This window comes from Corynebacterium argentoratense DSM 44202 (genome assembly GCF_000590555.1).
Classification (GTDB): Bacteria; Actinomycetota; Actinomycetes; order Mycobacteriales; family Mycobacteriaceae; genus Corynebacterium; species Corynebacterium argentoratense.
The window spans coordinates 1,148,566-1,167,766 of record NC_022198.1 but is presented as its reverse complement, the minus strand read 5'-3'; the positions used below and the strand labels follow the sequence as shown (position 1 = coordinate 1,167,766).

At 56.8% G+C, this 19,201-nt stretch carries 18 protein-coding genes; 9 read left to right on the top strand and 9 right to left on the bottom strand.

Annotated features, from left to right (window positions below; translation table 11 throughout):
- Positions 1-157 precede the first annotated feature (157 nt).
- Together miaA and dapF are read left to right on the top strand one after the other, a co-directional pair.
- Positions 158-1,093 carry a tRNA (adenosine(37)-N6)-dimethylallyltransferase MiaA gene (miaA, locus tag CARG_RS05580; protein ID WP_020976427.1) on the top strand — a complete coding sequence of 312 codons (936 nt, stop codon included), beginning with the start codon at positions 158-160 and terminating at the stop codon, positions 1,091-1,093.
- Positions 1,090-1,983, top strand: a complete 894-nt coding sequence (dapF, locus tag CARG_RS05575; protein WP_020976426.1) for a diaminopimelate epimerase — start codon at positions 1,090-1,092, stop codon at positions 1,981-1,983. The genes miaA and dapF overlap by 4 nt, the downstream gene beginning before the upstream one ends.
- A 7-nt stretch (positions 1,984-1,990) precedes the next feature.
- Here the strand turns inward: dapF and CARG_RS10080 are convergent, their stop codons facing one another.
- Genes CARG_RS10080 through CARG_RS05565 form a run of 3 tightly spaced genes read right to left on the bottom strand, consistent with a single transcriptional unit; the run spans position 1,991 to position 3,302 of the window.
- On the bottom strand, positions 1,991-2,314 hold the full coding sequence (locus CARG_RS10080) for a hypothetical protein (RefSeq protein ID WP_144198568.1): 324 nt from the start codon (positions 2,312-2,314) through the stop codon (positions 1,991-1,993).
- Between the two features lie 27 nt (positions 2,315-2,341).
- Positions 2,342-2,548 carry a hypothetical protein gene (locus tag CARG_RS09645; RefSeq protein ID WP_020976425.1) on the bottom strand — a complete coding sequence of 69 codons (207 nt, stop codon included), beginning with the start codon at positions 2,546-2,548 and terminating at the stop codon, positions 2,342-2,344.
- Positions 2,541-3,302: a hypothetical protein gene (locus tag CARG_RS05565; protein ID WP_020976424.1), complete on the bottom strand. Its 762-nt coding sequence runs from the start codon at positions 3,300-3,302 to the stop codon at positions 2,541-2,543. The genes CARG_RS09645 and CARG_RS05565 overlap by 8 nt, the downstream gene beginning before the upstream one ends.
- An 83-nt stretch (positions 3,303-3,385) precedes the next feature.
- Here CARG_RS05565 and hflX point away from each other — a divergent pair, with 83 nt between their 5' ends.
- From hflX to CARG_RS05550, 3 genes are read left to right on the top strand one after another with little or no spacing between them, the layout of a single operon-like run.
- Complete coding sequence (hflX, locus tag CARG_RS05560) at positions 3,386-4,846, top strand: GTPase HflX (protein WP_041747528.1); 1,461 nt, start codon at positions 3,386-3,388, stop codon at positions 4,844-4,846.
- Positions 4,833-5,336, top strand: coding sequence for a thiol peroxidase (gene tpx / locus CARG_RS05555; protein WP_020976422.1), 504 nt, complete (start codon positions 4,833-4,835; stop codon positions 5,334-5,336). The genes hflX and tpx overlap by 14 nt, the downstream gene beginning before the upstream one ends.
- A gap of 30 nt (positions 5,337-5,366) precedes the next feature.
- Positions 5,367-6,653, top strand: coding sequence for a uracil-xanthine permease family protein (locus tag CARG_RS05550; RefSeq protein ID WP_041747019.1), 1,287 nt, complete (start codon positions 5,367-5,369; stop codon positions 6,651-6,653).
- An 85-nt stretch (positions 6,654-6,738) separates the two neighbouring features.
- On the opposite strand, the gene CARG_RS05545 is transcribed toward CARG_RS05550, so the two are convergent.
- The 3 genes from CARG_RS05545 to CARG_RS05535 all read right to left on the bottom strand — a co-directional run bounded on the left by CARG_RS05545 (position 6,739) and on the right by CARG_RS05535 (position 8,841).
- Entirely contained in the window at positions 6,739-7,011 is a 273-nt protein-coding gene (locus CARG_RS05545) for an HPr family phosphocarrier protein (RefSeq protein ID WP_020976420.1), read from the bottom strand.
- Between the two features lie 208 nt (positions 7,012-7,219).
- Positions 7,220-7,780, bottom strand: coding sequence for a PTS sugar transporter subunit IIA (locus tag CARG_RS05540; RefSeq protein WP_020976419.1), 561 nt, complete (start codon positions 7,778-7,780; stop codon positions 7,220-7,222).
- A gap of 20 nt (positions 7,781-7,800) precedes the next feature.
- Positions 7,801-8,841, bottom strand: a complete 1,041-nt coding sequence (locus tag CARG_RS05535; RefSeq protein WP_020976418.1) for a 1-phosphofructokinase family hexose kinase — start codon at positions 8,839-8,841, stop codon at positions 7,801-7,803.
- 221 nt (positions 8,842-9,062) lie between these two features.
- Here CARG_RS05535 and ptsP point away from each other — a divergent pair, with 221 nt between their 5' ends.
- Positions 9,063-10,757 (top strand): phosphoenolpyruvate--protein phosphotransferase, encoded by a 1,695-nt coding sequence (gene ptsP, locus CARG_RS05530; RefSeq protein ID WP_020976417.1) that lies wholly within the window; start codon positions 9,063-9,065, stop codon positions 10,755-10,757.
- 108 nt (positions 10,758-10,865) lie between these two features.
- On the opposite strand, the gene CARG_RS05525 is transcribed toward ptsP, so the two are convergent.
- Complete coding sequence (locus tag CARG_RS05525) at positions 10,866-11,645, bottom strand: DeoR/GlpR family DNA-binding transcription regulator (protein WP_020976416.1); 780 nt, start codon at positions 11,643-11,645, stop codon at positions 10,866-10,868.
- Positions 11,646-12,042: 397 nt separating this feature from the next.
- A complete protein-coding gene (lexA, locus tag CARG_RS05520; protein ID WP_041747017.1) occupies positions 12,043-12,756 on the bottom strand; it encodes a transcriptional repressor LexA in 714 nt (237 codons plus the stop codon).
- 266 nt (positions 12,757-13,022) lie between these two features.
- Between lexA and CARG_RS10075 the strand changes: the two genes are divergently transcribed.
- A complete protein-coding gene (locus tag CARG_RS10075; RefSeq protein ID WP_144198565.1) occupies positions 13,023-13,292 on the top strand; it encodes a hypothetical protein in 270 nt (89 codons plus the stop codon).
- Positions 13,293-13,349: 57 nt separating this feature from the next.
- Positions 13,350-13,817, top strand: coding sequence for a transcriptional regulator NrdR (nrdR, locus tag CARG_RS05515; protein WP_041747016.1), 468 nt, complete (start codon positions 13,350-13,352; stop codon positions 13,815-13,817).
- On the opposite strand, the gene hrpA is transcribed toward nrdR, so the two are convergent.
- Positions 13,814-17,980 (bottom strand): ATP-dependent RNA helicase HrpA, encoded by a 4,167-nt coding sequence (hrpA, locus tag CARG_RS05510; protein WP_268869931.1) that lies wholly within the window; start codon positions 17,978-17,980, stop codon positions 13,814-13,816. The genes nrdR and hrpA overlap by 4 nt on opposite strands.
- A gap of 47 nt (positions 17,981-18,027) precedes the next feature.
- On the opposite strand from hrpA, the gene CARG_RS05505 reads away from it, so the two are divergent.
- Positions 18,028-19,092: a hypothetical protein gene (locus CARG_RS05505; protein WP_144198562.1), complete on the top strand. Its 1,065-nt coding sequence runs from the start codon at positions 18,028-18,030 to the stop codon at positions 19,090-19,092.
- The last annotated feature ends 109 nt before the right edge of the window (positions 19,093-19,201 follow it).

Sequence of the window (19,201 nt, the reverse complement as noted above, 5' to 3'; positions counted from 1 at the left end):
GTCGTCCTTCGTGCGCATAGCCGCGCAAAGCCAATGGCGCTGGCTGCCATGTGGCCCCCAGCACGCGTGTACGTTACCTCCATCATCATAGCGGGCATTGGTGGCGCAGGGTGCATGGTGTGGCTGTTGTCCAGGGGCAGGAATAGACTGGCTACCCATGAGTGTGCCCGATAGTTTTTTCCGTGGTTTGCCGGTGGATGTGCCGCGGGATCCCGCTGTTCCACTCGCTATCGTTGGCCCGACGGCCTCAGGGAAGTCTTCTTTAGGCGTGTGGCTGGCCAGAGAGTTGAACGGTGAGGTTGTTAATACGGATTCCATGCAGCTTTACCGCGGTATGGATATCGGCACGGCCAAGCTCAGTGAGCAGGAGCGACAGGGGGTGCCGCACCACATGCTGGATGCTTTGGATGTGACGGACGCTGCGTCGGTGGCGGAGTATCAACGTCACGCGGTGGCTGTTGTAGAGGATATTCGCTCTAGAGGTAAGCGGCCGATTTTGGTTGGGGGGTCGATGCTATACGTGCAGTCTTTGGTGGATGATTGGCAGTTTCCGCCTACTGACGCCGCGGTGCGTGCGCGCTGGCAGCAGGAGTTGGAGCGCGTGGGGGTTGAGCGTTTGCATGACCGATTGGCCGCTATCGATCCACAGGCCGCTGCGATTATTGAGCGCAAGGATCCTCGGCGTACGGTGCGAGCGTTGGAGGTTATTGAGTTGACGGGGCGTCCTTTCGCGGCCAGTCAGCCTCCCATTAATGCGCCTGCCCGGTGGGGGACAGTGATCATTGGTTTGCGCACGACGCCCGATTGGCTCAATCCGCGGATTGAGTTACGCACTGAGTTGATGTTTGAGGCCGGTTTTGTTGATGAGGTGCAACAGTTGGTGCGTGAGCATGGCTTGGTTGCTCAGTCGACGGCCGGTCGCGCTATTGGCTATGCGCAGGTGTTGCAGATGCTTGAGGGGAATATCAGCGCTGATGAGGCTCGGGAGCAGACGGTGTTGGGTACGCGGCGCTATGTGCGTCGTCAGCGGAGTTGGTTTAAGCGGGATCCGCGTACGCAGTGGGTGGATGCCTGGTTAGACTGGTCGGCATGACCAGGATTGCTTTTGCTAAGGCCCATGGCACGGAGAATGATTTTGTACTGCTTCCAGATGCTGCCGTTGATGTTGATCTCACCGCTGATGTAGTGCGGTTTTTGTGCAATCGTCGGGCAGGCCTGGGTGCGGATGGTGTGATCCGTGTGGCTCGCGCTGCGGAGTTGTTGGGCAAGGGAGTGCTTGATTGTTTGCCCGATGGCGTTGAACCGGAGCATTGGTTTATGGATTATCGCAATGCTGATGGTTCTCTCGCGGAGATGTGTGGCAATGGTGTCCGTGTTTTTGCCCACTGGGTTTATTCGCGTGGTTTGGTTGATGACGCCGCGTTTGTGGTGGGTACTCGCGCGGGTGCGCGTGAGGTGCGGGTTCACGAGGCGGATTCTTTGCGCGCTGATGTTGAGGTTCAGATGGGCTGCGCTGAGGTTTTTGGGGTGTCGACCTGCCGTCTAGGTGACATGAGCTTTGCGGGGTTGGCGGTCGATATGGGTAACCCGCATATTGCGTGCGTGGTGCCTGGTTTGGATGCCCAAGGGCTGGCGGGTCTTCCTGTTGATGCTGATGCTCGGTGGGATGAGGAGTTTTTCCCCCAGGGCACCAACATTGAAGTGTTGACGGAGCTCCAGGACATTGGCGATGGTGCTGAGGCGTTGGATGGCCGTGTGCATATGCGTGTCCACGAACGTGGCGCAGGGGAGACCCGTTCCTGTGGTACCGGGACTGTCGCTGCTGCTCGGGCGGCGCTTGCTGATCGCGGTCGTGTTGATGGCCGTGTGGAGGTGGTGGTTCCGGGAGGAACGGTGATGGTGGTCATCGATGGCGAGACTTCGACTCTTCGGGGGCCGTCGGTGATTGTTGCTACCGGCGCGGTAGAGGTCGACTGTTCCTGAGGGAGTCTTAGTCGTCGGCGCTGAGTCTCCGAGCTGCAGCCCGGGTACTGGGCCAGCTTTCACGTAGTTGGGCTGCCCGTGTATCAGCCACGCTTAGGAGCTTCTCCAGGCTGGCGACGCTACTATGCGTACGAATCCGCGAAGGCAGTCTGCAAACGAAGCGTTCTGCTGCGGCCAACTCGTAATAAAACTCAGATATTTCTTCTACGTCGGAGTCTGCGTTGGCTAATTCCGGCCTGTACAGTGTGCGGTCGGTTAGTGATTTCGCGTCCGTTCCGTGCAAGAGTACTTGGTGTCCCTCGATGACGTCGCGAATGTCTTGCGCAGACAAATCTAACGAGGTGATCAGCGCGTTTGTTTACGCAGTGTTGGGGCGCGACAGCATAATGAAGGCACCGAGCCCGACCAGAAGAATCGACAAGATTATGCCGGGCGTTTTCAGCAGAACTACCAGGGTGATGGCGCACAGGACAATCACCGCAGGCGTAATTTTGTCTGCTGCGAACAATGTGCTCGGTGAATCCTCCGGTGGTTCTTCAGGATGCACCGGAGGATGATCAACCATGGCTACTGCATCCCCCAGAGCCACAGGCGCACCCGCCAGAACCGCAGCTGTCCCCGCATCCGGCAGGGGCGATGATGGAGCCGCTGAGAGTAAACGTGCCCGCGATGATCGATCCTGGCGTGGGGAGTTCGGCCATATCTGAGACAACGACGTCTAAAGGAAAAGGCGCCACAACGTCCAGGTGTACGAAGCGCTGGTCAGTCATGGTGTTGAAACGATAGTGGGCATCTTTTACTTCCAACACAAGATTGGCTGCGGCAGTAGGGCTTTGGGAACCATCACCCCGGGTGACCACCCCTGCACCCACACTGGCGAATACCCCTACCGCGCCACCGGTTGCCGACGTGTAGGCGTCTGTATCGTCGAAAAACGCGACGTCAACACCCAAAGCAGAAAGGTTGATGCGCTCGAAATTGAATACGGGCTCGTCGACGATCAGCGGCCCTTGGGCCAAGTTGCACGTCACCGTTGCGATGGGATCGCCGTCATCGGTAACCACATCACACAGTGCTAACACGTCATTGAGCATCTGGACATGGGCAGTTGCTTCCGTTGCACCGTCGAAACCTGCGAACGTGGCAAACGGTTCCACAGCAAGCACAGTGAGCCTGGCGCCAGAACTATCGACTGCTGCGACCAGTTGGCCACCCCGTACTTCGCCGACGACGCCGAGACGGTTGCTGCTGATGGCCTGTTCTACGGCGTCCTGCCAACGTGGAAAAGCCATGCCAATACTGCTGAGATCTTGCGTCATAACCCCATATTAGGTTGTCGCCCAATCAGATGGAGAAACCGGCAGGCACGACATGCAACAAAACTGTGCGACAATGGCAGCTAATGCTAGAAGAAGAAAAAACATTGCACACGGCAGCTCCCACGGACGCTACCCCCACTGTGGGTGAGCTCGACCTCGAAGCACGCTCAAGCCTACGGCGTCTCACTCGCGGCTCCCACATTCACGACACGGAGCAGCAAGACGGCTACGACGTCGAATATCGCAAGCTCAGGCTGGAAAAAGTCATCCTCGTGGGTGTGTGGACCACGGGAACCATCAGTGAGATCGAAGCCAACATGGCCGAACTTGCCGCCCTGGCCGAAACTGCCGGGGCGGATGTTCAAGACATGCTCTATCAAAAACGCGACAAACCCGACGCAGGCACCTACATCGGCTCCGGCAAGGTGCAGGAGCTCAAAGAGATCGTGCAGGCGACCGGCGTGGACACGGTGGTGTGTGATGGTGAACTCACCCCATCCCAGATGATCGCGCTGGAAAAAGCCCTCGACGTCAAGGTCATTGACCGCACCATGTTGATCCTGGACATCTTCGCCCAACACGCGAAGTCCAAAGAGGGCAAAGCACAGGTATCGCTCGCACAGATGGAGTACCTCATTACCCGTGTGCGTGGTTGGGGTGGCGCACTATCCCGCCAGGCAGGTGGACGTGCCGGATCCAACGGGGGCGTCGGCCTCCGTGGTCCTGGTGAAACAAAGATCGAGGCTGACCGGCGCAGACTCCGCCAAGACATGGCGAGGTTGCGTAAAGAACTCGCGGGCATGAAGACTGCGCGCGATATTAAGCGCTCCAAGCGGCGTTCGTCGACCATTCCCCAAATCGCGATCGCTGGCTACACCAACGCGGGTAAGTCGTCGCTGATTAACGCTATGACAGGTGCTGGTGTTTTGGTTGAGGACGCACTGTTTGCAACCCTCGACCCTACGACCCGTCGGGCTGAATTAGCTGACGGCCGCGCTGTTGTTTTCACCGACACTGTCGGTTTCGTCCGCCACCTGCCGACTCAACTGGTCGAGTCGTTTAGGTCGACGCTGGAAGAAGTCATCGAGGCAGATTTGGTTCTGCACGTAGTAGATGGTTCAGATCCGTTCCCCCTGAAGCAGATCGCCGCCGTCAACGACGTCATCGCTGATATTGTTCGCGAGCAAGGCGCTGAAGCACCCCCAGAAATCGTCGTGGTCAACAAGATTGACGCCGCAGATCCATTGACGCTGGCGGAGCTGCGTCATGCAGTTGATGACTGTGTGTTCGTTTCTGCCCACACAGGTGAGGGGATTGATGAATTAGAGGCACGGGTGGAGCTATTCCTTAATTCACTCGATTCCCACGTGCGCCTGTCTATTCCTTTTACGCGGGGCGATATTGTTGCCCGAATTCACGAGCAAGGGACCGTGTTGGCGGAGACCTACGACGGTTCCGGAACGGTCCTCGATGTGCGGCTGCCTCCCTCTCTGGCGGCAGAGTTGGAAGAGTTTCGTGTAGAACAGAATCATGGCAACGATTAATTTCAAAAACAGTCCAATTTCCACGGTCGGTGAGCTTCCCGCTGTTGGTGATAAAGCTCCGGCTTTTGACGTCGTGGGCGCTGATCTTTCAAGCATCGATGACGCCTCATTGCATGGCAAGCGGGTAGTTCTGAATATCTTCCCCTCGGTTGATACCGCGGTGTGCGCGCAAAGCGTCCGCCGATTCAATGAGGAAGCCAGCGCTTTGCCCAACACAGTGGTCCTGTGTGTGTCCGCAGACCTTCCCTTCGCAGGTGCCCGCTTCTGCGCAGCTGAAGGACTGGACAATGTCTTGATGGGTTCGACCTTCCGGTCGTCCTTCGGCAAGGACTACGGTCTCACCATGGTCGACGGGCCCCTAGCTGGCCTGCTGGCTCGCGCTATCGTTGTGCTGGACGAGGCCGGCACCGTGACATACACAGAGCTTGTTGGAGAGGTCACTAGCGAGCCCAACTATGCCGCGGCTACGGAGGCAGTGCGGGCTTCCTAGTCCCACCAGCCCCGACTACACTAACGGGACGTGTCTACATTTCTAGGATGGACCGTCCACGGCGACGGCAAGACTATTGAGCCAGGTGCCGTTGTCGCACCTGAACAACGCCTCAGCTGGCCTCGAACAATAGGCATCGGCATGCAACATGTCGTAGCCATGTTCGGGGCTACATTGCTAGTACCCACACTTACCGGATTCCCGGTCAACACAACCCTGCTGTTTTCGGGTATCGGTACAATTCTCTTCCTGCTGATCACCCGCAACCGACTGCCTTCCTACCTAGGAAGCTCGTTTGCCTTTATCGCGCCCCTTACTGCAACCCAAGCGTCCGGCATCGCCTTGCAGATGGGTGGAGTGGTCGCAGCCGGCATCGCGTTGATCCTCGTTGGCGTGATTGTCAAGGTGTTGGGGCGCGGCGTCATTGATGCGGTCATGCCACCAGCAGTGACCGGCGCCATCGTTGCACTCATCGGGCTTAACCTCGCCCCTGCAGCAACCTCGAGCTACCAGAATCAACCACTGATCGCCACCGTCACCCTGGCAGCGATCCTGATCCTGAACGTAGCCGGTAGGGCGATGGTGTCACGGTTGAGCATCCTCTTCGGCGTGATCATCGGCTGGGTGTTCGCTTGGTTATCCGGTGGCATCGACGATGCCGCGCGCCAGGCTATCAGCGAAGCTCGGTGGTTCGGAGCACCGACCTTTCATACCCCGGAATTCACTGTTAGTGCGGTACTGATTTCCCTTCCGGTGGTGATTGTCCTCATTGCCGAAAACGTCGGGCACGTCAAAGCTGTGGCGTCCATGACCGGTCGGCCAATGGATGATCTTGCGGGTGACGCGCTGCTGGCTGACGGCATTGCCACAACACTTGCCGGTGGGTTTGGTGGCTCGGGTACCACAACCTATGCGGAAAACATTGGCGTTATGGCTGCGACTAAGGTCTATTCGACCGCAGCTTACTGGGTTGCTGCATTTACCGCGATTATCCTGGCGTTCATTCCAAAGTTCGGTGCCTTAATATTCAGTATTCCTAGTGGTGTTCTGGGAGGCGCGACTCTTGTGCTGTACGGGCTCATCGGCATGCTGGGTATACAAATTTGGCAGGAGCACAAAGTGGACTTCAGCAATCCCGTTAATCTGTGTGCGGCAGCCACCGCGCTTATTGCCGGAATTGGTAACCTCACCTTGACCGTCGGTGGGATTGAGCTGCAAGGCATCGCGTGGGGCAGTGCCGGTATCATCATCGTCTACCCCGTGCTTAAGGTGCTGTACGAAAAAGTTGGTGAAGGGCAGTTCAGCACTTTAGCCTGAGCAGGCTAAAGTCCGCAGTTTAGGCCGAAAAAGCGGGGCCCTGCAGTTGATGCAGGGCCCCGCTTTTGCGACGTTGGAGAGATTTTTACTCTTCGTCGAGGTTCTTTTCGATGAGAGCTGCTATAGCCTCAACAGCTTCAGCGTTCTCGGAGGTGACGACAACCTGATCGCCGTGCTCTGCGCCCAGCGCCATGATCATGAGGGAGGATGCGGCTTCGGTGGGATCTTCTTCGTCTTCTTCACCGAGAATTGCGAGGTAAATGTCCTCGTCGTACTCGCCGGCAGCCTCCGCGATGATGGTGGCGGGGCGAGCGTGGAGGCCAACAGTAGAGCCGACGGTAACAGTCTTGGAAACCATTGAACATGGTCCTTTCTCGAAATTGTCTAGCGAACATCTCCCACCCTACCCGTTTGGTGTTGAGTTGGGTTGTAGTCAATCCACATATCCCAACAAAATCGCAGCAACTACGAAATAATCGGACATTCAAAAACCACAGGGTTCCACAAACACCCAGGTGAGTGCTGGCCTGACTTGCTTAAGGGGCAGAGGTGAGATTTCTCGCATCTCACCCGTGGGTCACGGCCTGATTGATGCGCGCAGCTACAGCATCGGGACTGGATGCTGAGCGAAGTGAAGCGACGAAGGCCTGGTCGACAAGGTGTCGCGACAGTCGCGACAATATTTTAAGGTGCTCGCGTCCGCTAGTAGCTGGGCATGCTATGCAGAAAATAAGGTCTGAGGGACCGTCCGGGCCGCTGAAGTCAACGCCTTGGGCTAGGCGCAGCATGGCTACGGTGGGTTCTGTGATGGCAGTAGAACGGCAGTGGGGTATAGCGATGCCAAGGGGAATCCCGGTATCCATTTTTAACTCTCTGTCCCACAGCTCGCTCAATAGTTGTTGTGGGTCGGTGCACCGCTGTTGTTCGTGCAGAAGTTCGCTGAGGAAGGCAAGTACGGCGTATGGATGGTCGTCGACGTCGACGTCGAACACCACTAAGTCTTCGGTTGCGTAGGGGCTGCGGTCGGTAGGTTCCTCGTTGGGTGGGGTGTTCGTGCGGGCTGGCCTGTTGCTGCGGGCAAAGATTTTTTGCACGGTTGCCGTGGTGAAAAATTCACGTATGTTCAAATGCCAGACTCCTTGATCGCTTACCCCGTGATGTTTGTGCCTATAACCTTGGAGCGTACCTTAGCGACAAGGTGCGGCGAGGGCATTTGTGTGCCCTGGAGGGTTGTTGCGGCTGTGCCATAGGCTACAGCTTGGGTCAGGCAGTCCTCGAGGTTCTGCTTGGCTAGTCGGCCGAGTAAGAAACCCGCCAGTGTTGCGTCTCCGGCGCCGACGGTAGATACGACGTTGGTTTGTGGCGGTTGCGCTATCCAGGCACCGTCGGCTGTGGCCAATACTGCACCAGATGGCCCCAGTGTGACCAGGACGTGGGGTATTCCTTTGTTCACTACCGTCCGGGCTGCAGCAACGACGTCACTAAAGTCGCCGCGTTCTGCCTGTTGCTCGAACCTTGTGGCCCATGACGCCGCGTCGCGTTGTCCTTGCACAAGCTGCGCGAGTTCAAAGGCGTTGGGTTTGAGCAGATCCGGGAGTCGGTTTTTGGCTTCGCCTCTTAGCGTTGTCGACGGCCTGTCTGGCGCGATGGGGGCAGTTAGAGACCTGAGTGGTGCATCGGAGGTGTCAACGGCGATTTTGGTGGTGGGCGCGGCTTGGCGAATCAGGGGGATGATTTCGGCATACCACCATTCGGGTAATCCGGGCGGTAGGGAACCGGCGAGCACTATCCAACTGTTATCGGGTAGTCGTTCTGCCTCTTCCAGAACGGTGTCTGCAAGCGCAGCGGCCACTTCCAAAGTGATGAGTGGCCCCGCTCCATTGAGTTTGGATGTTTCCCCGCCGGGCTCGACGATCGTGATGTTGGTACGAACCTGATCTTCGGTGGGGACGAAGCGGGTGTCTATTCCAGTGTTGGCCACGAGGTGGACGAATGGGTCGGTGGTGGGAGAGATGAACAAGGCTCTTGTGGCTTGGCCGGCTAGAGCGCAGGCCCCACTGACGTTAACCCCTTTTCCGCCTGCGACAGCGTGAAATGATTGGAGACGTTGCACGGTACCCCTTGTGATGCGCTCCCCGAGCACCAATGTCTGATCGATACTCGGATTGGGGGTCACCGTCAGAATCATGTGAAGTGGGTACCTTCGTGTTAGTTGTCAACGTGAGCTGCCGTGCCTAAAGGATGCACAGAGATACTCCCATCATATGCCCGTTTGTGTGGATTTTGCGCGGGTTTGTGGAGTAATCGTGTGTTGTTTTAGGCACATCTTCGGGAAAAGCATTGCTGTTTGTGCCCGAAAAAGTGGTATCTTGTAGGCAGTACCCAACTAGTGAAGACAGGTGGTCTTTCGTGAATAATGTGACACGAGACACGACTATTAAGGGGACGGCAGTTGTCCCCGGCATCAGCTACGCAGAAGCTGTGTGGATCCACCCGCGCCCCGAACTCCCTCAAGCAGGAGCAGTTGTCGCAGAGGAAGGTCGCGCTGAAGAGTTCGAACGCTTCGAAAAGGCCGCCAATACGGTGGCGGAGCGTCTCGACGAACGCGCTGCTGCAGCAGAGGGGGCAGCTAAAGAAGTCCTCTCCGCGACCGCAGGAATGGTGCGCGACCGAGGCTGGCGAAAAGCCGTAAAAAAGAACATTAACTCCGGCCATCCCGCCGACTATGCTGTGGTCGCCGCGACCACAAAATTCATTTCGATGTTCGAAGCGGCAGGCGGCGTGATGGCCGAGCGTGTTACGGATCTTCGCGACATTCGAGACCGTGTGATCGCTGAACTTCGTGGTGAGCAAGAACCGGGGCTCCCTTCCGTCAGCGGCCCTGTGGTGCTATGCGCCGACGACCTGTCGCCAGCAGATACCGCAGCCTTGGATACGTCGTTGTTTACCGCTCTGGTTACCGAGCTTGGCGGACCTACCTCCCACACTGCGATCATCGCTCGCCAGCTTAATGTTCCCTGCATCGTGGCAGTGGGGGAGAAGCTGCACCAGATTGAGCCCGGGACCAAGGTCTTGGTTGACGGTTCTCTGGGTACCTTGACTCTCGATGCAGACCCCGATACGGCCACCGCAGCAGTTCACGAATACAAGCTGTTTGCTGAACGTGTCGCATCGTGGCGCGGCCCTGCACGGACCAAGGACGGCCACCGTGTTCAGCTTCTTGCCAACGTTCAGGACGGCAACGCTGCCCGCGTGGCTGCCTCCACTCAGGCAGAGGGCATTGGTTTATTCCGCACAGAGATGTGCTTCCTGTCGGCCGTCGAGGAGCCCTCGGTAGAGCAGCAAGCTGCTGTGTATGCCAAGGTGCTTGAGCAGTTCCCGACCTCCAAGGTTGTTGTACGTTCCCTTGATGCTGGGTCTGATAAGCCAGTCGCTTTTGCTTCTATGGCTGACGAGATGAACCCTGCATTGGGTGTTCGTGGTTTGCGCGTTGCTCGTGCGAATGAGCCACTGCTGACTCGACAACTTGACGCCATCGCAAAGGCCACTCAGGAGCTGGGTCGAGGCGACGATGCGCCGACGTGGGTCATGGCCCCGATGGTTGCCACCGCCCGCGAGGCCCGGTGGTTTGCAGACTTGTGTGAAGAGCGCGGTCTAATCCCCGGTGCAATGATTGAGGTCCCGGCGGCAGCCCTGATGGCAGATAAAATCATGCCTCACCTGCGCTTTGTCTCGATCGGTACGAACGACCTCACCCAGTACACCATGGCTGCCGATCGTATGTCACCGCAGTTGGCTTATCTCACAGATCCGTGGCAGCCGGCGGTGTTGCGATTGATCGAGCACACCTGCAATCAGGGTAAAAAGTTCGACACTGCCGTTGGCGTCTGTGGTGAAGCTGCTGCCGACCCGCTGCTTGCATGCGTGCTCACAGGCCTCGGCGTGACATCCTTGTCCGCTGCGTCGACTGCCATTGCAGGTGTCGGTGCGCAGCTGGCCTCCTTGACACTAGAGGATTGCCAGCAGGCTGCACGGATCGCTTTGGACTCTGAGGGCGCTACTGAGGCTCGAAGCGCCGTCCGCGAATTCATCCAAGGTTTGTGAATTTTAGAACTGTTATATAACACGGTTTCTTAGACGCGTGGGGCTCCACCTTAAGGAAGGTGGAGCCCCACGCGTTAATAGTTAATGCAGGATGGCGGATAGTGGTACCTATTCGGCGATTATGACTTCCACGCCCTGGTCACGAAGTGCTTCTACGAAGCTCTCTGGGGCTTGGACGTCGGTGATGACAACATCAATATCGCTGATTGTCGCAAAACTGACTAGGAAGTCACAGCCCATCTTGGACGCGTCACACAACACGACCACTTTGCGGGCGTTAATAATCATGGAGCGCTTGACTGCGGCTTCTTGGGAATCCGCTGTGGACAACCCGTGATCAAGGGTCAGAGCGTTGGTTCCGATGAAAGCTACATCGGCGCGCATGAGGGCGAGTGAGCGCAGGGCGGTATCTCCCACCACTGCTTGGGTGATCGCGCGGACGTTACCACCGAGGAGCTGAACCTGGCCAAGGCCAGCATTTGCTAGGTTTAAGGCTGTCGGTAGGCAATTGGTGACGATGGACCAGTGCTTCGACACCGCATGTTCCGCAATTAAATCACCGAGCGCAGAAATGGTTGTTCCAGCATCAAGAAAAATGCCGCCTTGGGCGCTGGGTAAGAATTCTAGGGCTGCTTTTGCGATGGCATGTTTAGCGTGGGATGCAGAGCGGAAACGTGCATCGACTGTAAGCTCGTTTGTTTGAAAGTTTTGGCTAGCTACTGCACCGCCGTGGACTCGATGCACAACACCCTCGGCATCCAGCACTGCCAGGTCACGCCTGATTGTTTCCGCAGTGACGTCGAAACGGGCTGCTAGTGAAGTGACGTTGACGCGACCTTCGACGGCCGTCAGTGAGGCGATTTGGCGCCGCCGTTCTTCGGCATACATCGTTCGGTCCCTCTTTTCTTCGAATCACCTGCCGCTCGGACATCTAGCTTCGGCGGTATGTGACTTTTATGTACGTTTTCTAGACTCTAGTGTCTCACCATTTCGGGCATCATGTCGGGTAAACGTGCCCGAGTATGTTTATTTTTTGAGGTTTTGTGTGGATTGTGTGGTTGCTGTGTTGTTTTTGGAACGGGGTGAGATTGGTATCCGGCGGCAAAGAAGCAATCTTAAATATGTTGTTTACCTGGTAAATTGTGGCGGAGTAGCGGCTCAGTTAAATCGGGATCGTCCGTCGGGTCAAAGAGCTGAGGCTGGAAAAGCTGCGCGATGGTGGCCCATTTGAAAAAAAGAGTCACACCCCCACATCTGGGGGGTGTGACTCTCGGTGGGAATGTTGCTACATTTTCCTGAAAACGGAAACGACCTTGCCTAGGATTCGCGAATTCATAGCTGGGATCGGCTCAAACGCTGGGTTGTGTGGGATCAGCCAAATGCCGGTGTCATCCCGGTGGAATTCCTTGACTGTGGCCTCACCATCGATGAGCGCAATGACGTAATCGCCGGGTTCCGCAGTAACTTGAGCGCGAACGACAACCCAGTCGTCTGGTAAAATTCCGGCGTCGCGCATCGACTCGCCAACAACTCGGAGCATGTAGAACTCCCCGCCGCCCAGCACAGTCGCCGGCATGGGGAAAAACTCTTCAATATCTTGATGAGCCAGGATTGGGTCGCCCGCAGCAACTTGCCCAATAACCGGAATATAGTGCGGGGGGACATGGTGGCTGAGGTCCGCGCCCTCCTGGTAGCCGTAGGCGGGGACCGCTCCGCCTGTCATGCCGGAGGTCCGTGGGCGGGTTTCCTTAGGGACGGGGCGTACCGAATGGACATCCAGCGCTCGGGGCTTTTGTGGATCCCGCCGAAGATACCCTTTTTTCTCTAGTTCTCGGAGTTGATATGCGACCGAGGACGTCGACTGCAGCCCGGTAGCATTGCCGATCTCTCGGATGCTCGGTGGATAACCAGTGATGGCAATCGAGTCGTTGATAACCTCCAGCACCCGGCGCTGGCGCGGGGTGAGAGGGGCGTCTGCAGATTTTGGTCGTCGTCCCATTACGCTCAAGTCCTTTTTAAAAAGCGGTTGTTAAAAGGTCGTTCATGGCGTCACCCCCGGGTGTGACCTCGTGGGGTGTTCCCGAGGACAGTCTACATTACGAATGGGGTTCAGGGGGCGCCACAGGTGTAATTATGTTCGATATTTCATGTTTTGTCGAAACTGTCCTGTATGCAGCAGTTAGTCGTGCTTGGTGAACTCACTTTAGAACGAATGATCGGCGAAAATTCCACGTACTGTCCGATCGACTTTCTAACGTTGCAGCCATGATGAACAAACAGACACAAGCTACGGCCCTCAAGACGGTTCTTCCTGCAGAGCATTGGGGAGAGACCCCCAAGCCTGTCCGCGAAGTTCGGACCCTTTATCACGCCACGGGTCGCTCCGACATGGCGGAAACGCCCCAGTCTTCGCGTGCAATGCTCACCACACCTGGAAGCTTTGTTCAACGCCTAGTAGACCGATCAAGCTTGCTACTAAGCGCAATCGGATTTGGTGGAGCTGTCTACTACATGCTTGCTGGTGTACTGGTTTAGAGGTCGGTCGACTAGGCTGAGGGGCGTCCGCCGGTCCTTTCATTAAAGTGAGAGCCTATGCACTGCCCCTTTTGCCACAACTCCCATTCCCAGGTGATCGACTCACGCGTGGTAGACGGAGGATCTGCAATTCGACGGCGGCGTGTGTGCACCGAGTGCGACCGGCGCTTCACAACAATGGAGAAATCTGTCCTGTTAGTTATGAAGCGCAACGGAATTACCGAGCCTTTCTCGCGAGAAAAGGTTATTCAAGGTGTGCGGCGTGCCTGCCAAGGCCGGGATGTATCAGACGATGCACTGAAGAGGCTTGCACAAGAGGTAGAAGAAGCCATTCGCAGCCAGGGCCGTTCGCAGGTGAATGCAAACGACATCGGCCTTGCGATCTTGGATCCTTTGCGTCAACTTGATGAGGTAGCCTACCTGCGGTTCGCATCGGTGTACCGAGGCTTCGATAGCGCCGATGACTTCCTAGCGGAGATTCGCCGGATGAAGCGCCTTAATCGCGATGAGTTTGAGTCGCTCTAAAGCTTCGCTATGGCCTTCGAAATACGCTGGGCGCTGACACTGTGAGCAGTACCCAGTTGCTGGGCAAAAATGCTCACCCGGAATTCCTCAATCATCCAGCGAATCGCCCGCACTTCTTTTGAAGACCGTCGCGAGGCTGGCATAGCGGCAACTACTGCATCCAACTGTTCTTCCACCGCGTAGATCGGCTGGCACAAGTCTAGGTCGCGGTCTGGATCCCTGCGTGCGGCTTCCAGCCTCATGTGCATCGCTTTCACATACCGTGGCACATGTTTTAGCTGTGCAACGCCGTGGACTGTGATGGCGTGTTGAGGGAACATAAAATCCAGTTGTTCTTTTAGCTCTACTGCTACATCTCCGGTATCACCGGCGAGGGTGTCCTGCAAGGTCACCGCAGCCGTGACGGACGGAATAACCTCAACGAGCATTCGTCTCACAGCGCCTGGGACTTCGGCTCGGACGGCAGATGATAAAGCACAGAAAGAATCGTAGGTGTACGCAGGTCCACCATGGGCACTGATAGCATCCCGTGTGGCAGCGGCAGTTGCATCAGCACAGAGACCGCCTGGTCCTCCGTGAGGGTAGTTGTCGACAGCCACGCGTTGCTGTAGCGGTAATCCCTTAAACATTTGCTTGCTGTTGACCTTCACCTCACTCAGGACCAGTTGCAGCGTGGTCGAAAACATAGCCGCCGTGGCCTGTTGTTCGAGGGGATATGTTTTTAACTCCAGTAGTGGCGCAGTCGCGGAAGCAGCTTGGTCGCCGTCACGACGCGGTACAACAGTCGCGGCCTGGTACATCTGCACGTCACGGCCATCAATATGACGCTGTACAACGGGGGTAATATCCCCAAGACCTTCCCGAGTCCACCCCACAAAGACCGCAGAAGAATCACTGTCAGAGCGTTGCTTGCCAGGAGCTGGTTTTTTCTTCGTTCGTTTGCTGGCTGACTGAGTGAGAGAGGCAGCGGCGCCACTCTCACGAGCATCTCGAACCGAGGTCGTGCGTAGCGCAGCGCTGATCTTTTCCGAACAGCGTGACTGTAGGCGCGATAGCTCTTTGTCGCTGTCGATAATCTCGCCACGCTTATCCACCGCAGCGAATGTCACCCTCAAATGAGGCGGCAACTTACTGGGCTGGAAATCTCGCGCATCGATACCTGAACCACCTAGTCCGCGCAGGCGTTCCGCTAAAACCTCCACGACCGGACGGTGATAGGGCTCGCCCGGCTCAACCGCGCTAAGTGCTTTTTGGGCGAAATTCGGTGCCGGCACCACGCTGCGTCGAAGGGGCTTGGGGAGTGTCTTGATTAACTCTTGGAATAATTCGGCGCGCAGACCAGGAACCAGCCAATCGAAGCCATCACCACGAACACCTGCGAGTAAGGGGATAGGAATGCGTACGCTCACACCATCATCGGCAGCACCAGGCTCGAAACGATAGCTCAATTCGAAATCAAAGCTACCCTGCCTCCATACATCAGGAAACGCATCCTCCGACACATCCTGGGCATCCTCAGCGAGAAGGCGCTCCGGATCGAAATCAAGAAAATGTGGATCCTCAGATCGCTGTTTCTTCCACCACCCGTCGAAATGCTTAGCCGACACTACGCTTTCTGGAAGCCGCCGGTCGTAGAAATCAAACAGCACCTGTTCATCAATGACGATGCCACGACGCCGCGCCTTATCCTCCAATGTCGAGGCCTGTTCCAACTTGTCGACATTGTCATGGAAAAACCTATGCTTGGTCGACCATTCGCCACCAATAAGTGCATGCTCGATAAACGCTCGGCGGGCAGCGTGGGGGTCGACAGTCGCGTAAGTCACCGTGCGGTCTGCAACAAGCGTCACACCAAACAACGTCGACTTTTGCGTGCAGACAGCAGCCCCGCGACGTCGTGACCAGACTGGATCGGAATACTGGTGCTTGAGCAGGCGTTCCCCCAGACGTTCCGCCCAGCGTGGATCGATCTTTGCTACTTCGCGTGCCCACAACCGGCTGGTATCGACCAACTCCGCAGCCATGATGAACTCCGGAGGCCGCTTAGCAACAGAAGAACCCGGGAAAATCATCACAGTCGTTCCGCGTGCCCCACGAAACTCCTTGGACTCCAATACTCTGGCTGCGATGTGCGAGAGCAAACCGCTCAGCACGCTCTGATGAATATGATCGCTTTGATCGCTTGTCACACCAGCCGTAATGACGCCAGCACGAGGGCTAGACCCGGGCGCGGAGGCTTGCTCAAGCTCAGCAAGCGCTGAACCCACACCAGAGTCACGGTTAACTTCCCAACCCAAATCAGAAGCAATACCTACAAGCTGCCGGTAAAGATCACGCCACTCCCGGAAGCGAACATAGTGCAGAAACTCGGACTTCATCCGTTTACGCAAAGCATTGCCGCTCAGAGCCTGCTGTAACTCATTGAGATAGCGCCACAACGCTAAATAACTCAAAAAATCACTCGTGGGGTGAGAAAAACGAGCGTGCAACTGCTTTGCTTGGGCCTCGTTATCCTGTGGCCGCTCACGGATATCCTGGACCGTAATCGCCGCAACAATCACCAAAACCTCATGCAGAACCCCGTGATCAGAAGCGGCAACCATCATCCGAGCCAAACGCGGATCCAAAGGGATGCGGGACAACAATTTGCCGACCCTACTCAACCGCGGTGAAGAATGATCCGCGCGCTCATCCAGAGCGCCAAGCTCGTGCAACAGCAGCAGACCATCGCGCACAGCCTTAAACTCAGGTGGTGCAATAAATGGGAAATCCTCCACCGCGCCCAAACGCAAAGAAGCCATCTGAAGGATGACGCTCGCCAAATTGGTACGCAAAATCTCTGGATCGCTAAACTCTGGCCGTGATAGGAAATCCTGCTCTGAATACAACCTGATAGCTACGCCATCAGCCAAGCGCCCGCAGCGGCCACTGCGCTGATTAGCACTCGCCTGTGAAATCGGTTCGATAGGCAAACGCTGAACCTTCGTGCGCGTCGAATAGCGGGATATACGCGCAGTGCCCGTATCAATAACGTAGTGAATACGCGGAACCGTTAGCGACGTTTCCGCAATATTGGTGGCCAGCACAACGCGGCGTCGTGAACCAGGGGAGAACACTCGGTGCTGCTCCTCATTCGACAAACGGCCAAATAGAGGGACAAACTCCATTGCCCTCAAAGGGCCGCCAGAAGACGCGCGCTGCTGCAAAGCTTCCTGAGCATCCCGAATCTCGCGCTCGGTTGCGAAAAAGCACAAGATATCGCCAGCGCCCATGCGGGCCAACTCTTCCGCCGCGTCACCGAGTGCTTCAAGGGGATCCCGCTGGATTGATCGCTCAGGATTCGAAGGATCCGGCACCTCCAAAGGGCGATAAAGAATATCTACCGGGTATGTACGTCCCGATACCTCAATGATCGGCGCAGGAACACCGTCCGCCGACGCGAAATGCTCCGCGAAGCGCTCAGGGTCGATAGTTGCTGAAGTAACGATGACCTTGAGGTCAGGACGGCGGGGGAGCAGCCGCTTGAGATACCCGAGCAAAAAATCGATGTTGAGGCTACGCTCGTGGGCTTCATCAATGATGATGGTGTCATAAGCCTCAAGCAGACGGTCGCGCTGAAGCTCAGCGAGCAAAATACCGTCCGTCATCAACTTGATCGATGTATGCGCCGCAACCTTGTCGTCGAAACGAATGGCATAACCCACCGATTCGCCAACAGGTTGGCCAAGTTCTTCGGCAATACGCTCAGCAACTGACCGTGCAGCAAGGCGCCGCGGCTGTGTATGCCCGATCATCCCGTCCACACCGCGGCCCAATTCCAAACAAATCTTCGGGATCTGCGTTGTTTTACCGGACCCGGTTTCGCCGGCGATGATCACCACTTGGTTGTCGCGGATGGCATCGGCTATGTCCTCACGGCGCGAGGTAACAGGCAAGGCCTTGGGGAAGGTGAGAGGCGGACAGCCATGCGCCATGCGCGCAGTACGCCGGCGATCGAGTTCCTTCCGGAAAGAAGCGACGTGGTTTGTCCTGTTACGAGAACTACGGGAGGACTTCTTGGTAGATGAAGAGCGTCTGTTTCGGCGATGGGGCTGTGTCGACATGATTCCACCCAGTGTAGTGCTCAGCTGACACTCGATCCCAAGCAACCGGCCAGTGCGCATGGGGGTACGGTGTGCACAGAAACATAGCTATAGCTAATGTGGTCTACATGACTAATTCTCAAGATCCACAGCAGCCACAACAGCCTCAAGGGCCTCAGGGGGGATCAGCTCCTCAGCCCTCGGAACCAGCCGGTGGTTTCGATAGCACACCCAGCTACCCGGCTTATCCCGGCGACGCTGCGCAGCAGTCAGGATCCAATAACTCAGCACCGTATCCTCAGCCGGGCCAACCTGCCTCGGTGACGCCTCCGACCGCGCCGCAGCAGTCGGGAGCAGGAGCATACGGCGAAATTCCCGCCTATGGTGCCCCTGTTTACCCGAACTACAACACCGCGCCCGCAGGTGCTCGGGTTTTTGATTCCGTTGGCTATGGCTTTAACAGCTTCTTTGCGAACTTTGGCCCCTGGATTCTGTTCAGCCTGATCATGTTCGCCGTCCAGATACCTAATGGTGTGTATGGCTTCGTGGAGAGCTTCACCCGGTCCTACCCGGAGCCTGGCGCTGAGGTGACCGTCGCTGACACTATGAGCGTCGGTGGGACCATTGTTCAGGTCATCACGGTGCTCGCGACCTTCGTCATTACCGCCATTGCGGCGTTGGGCGCCATCAAGCAGGTCAATGGCCGGAAGATCACCATCGGCGAGATGTTCAGTGGCGTACCTTTTGGCCGAGTCATCGGACTTCAGCTGCTTGTAGCCGTGGTTCAGGGGCTCGCGATGATTCCGCTGGCCTTCGGCCTCATCCCCCTTGCCTTCACCGCCGATGACGACCCCAACGGCGCACTGGCCGGCATCGCCATTTTCTTCGGCGCTGCCGCAGTGTCGGCTATCTTGTACTTGCTCATCTCGCCACTGTTTAGCCTCATGGTCTACGCCTTGGTCGACGAAAATCTTAGTGTTGGCCAGGCGTTCAAACGGGGCTTCAACGTTGCCAAGAACAACTACCTCAAGACCCTCGGTTTCACGGTCATCATCGGCCTGCTCAACAGCGCGGGCGCTCTGCTCTGCGGTTTTGGTTTGCTTCTCACCATGCCAGCCGCAGTCTTGGCGTCGGCTCACTTCTGGCGCAGCCTCATCGGTGGCACCACAGTAGTGCCCGAACAAATCCAGTAGCATCCTGCGGCCCATTCATTTATCGGGCTGAAAGGTGAAAAGGACGCTCACAGACAGTGTGGGCGTCCTTTTCTTTGCCTTCCGCGCAGCGCACGGTGCGAAAACGGGT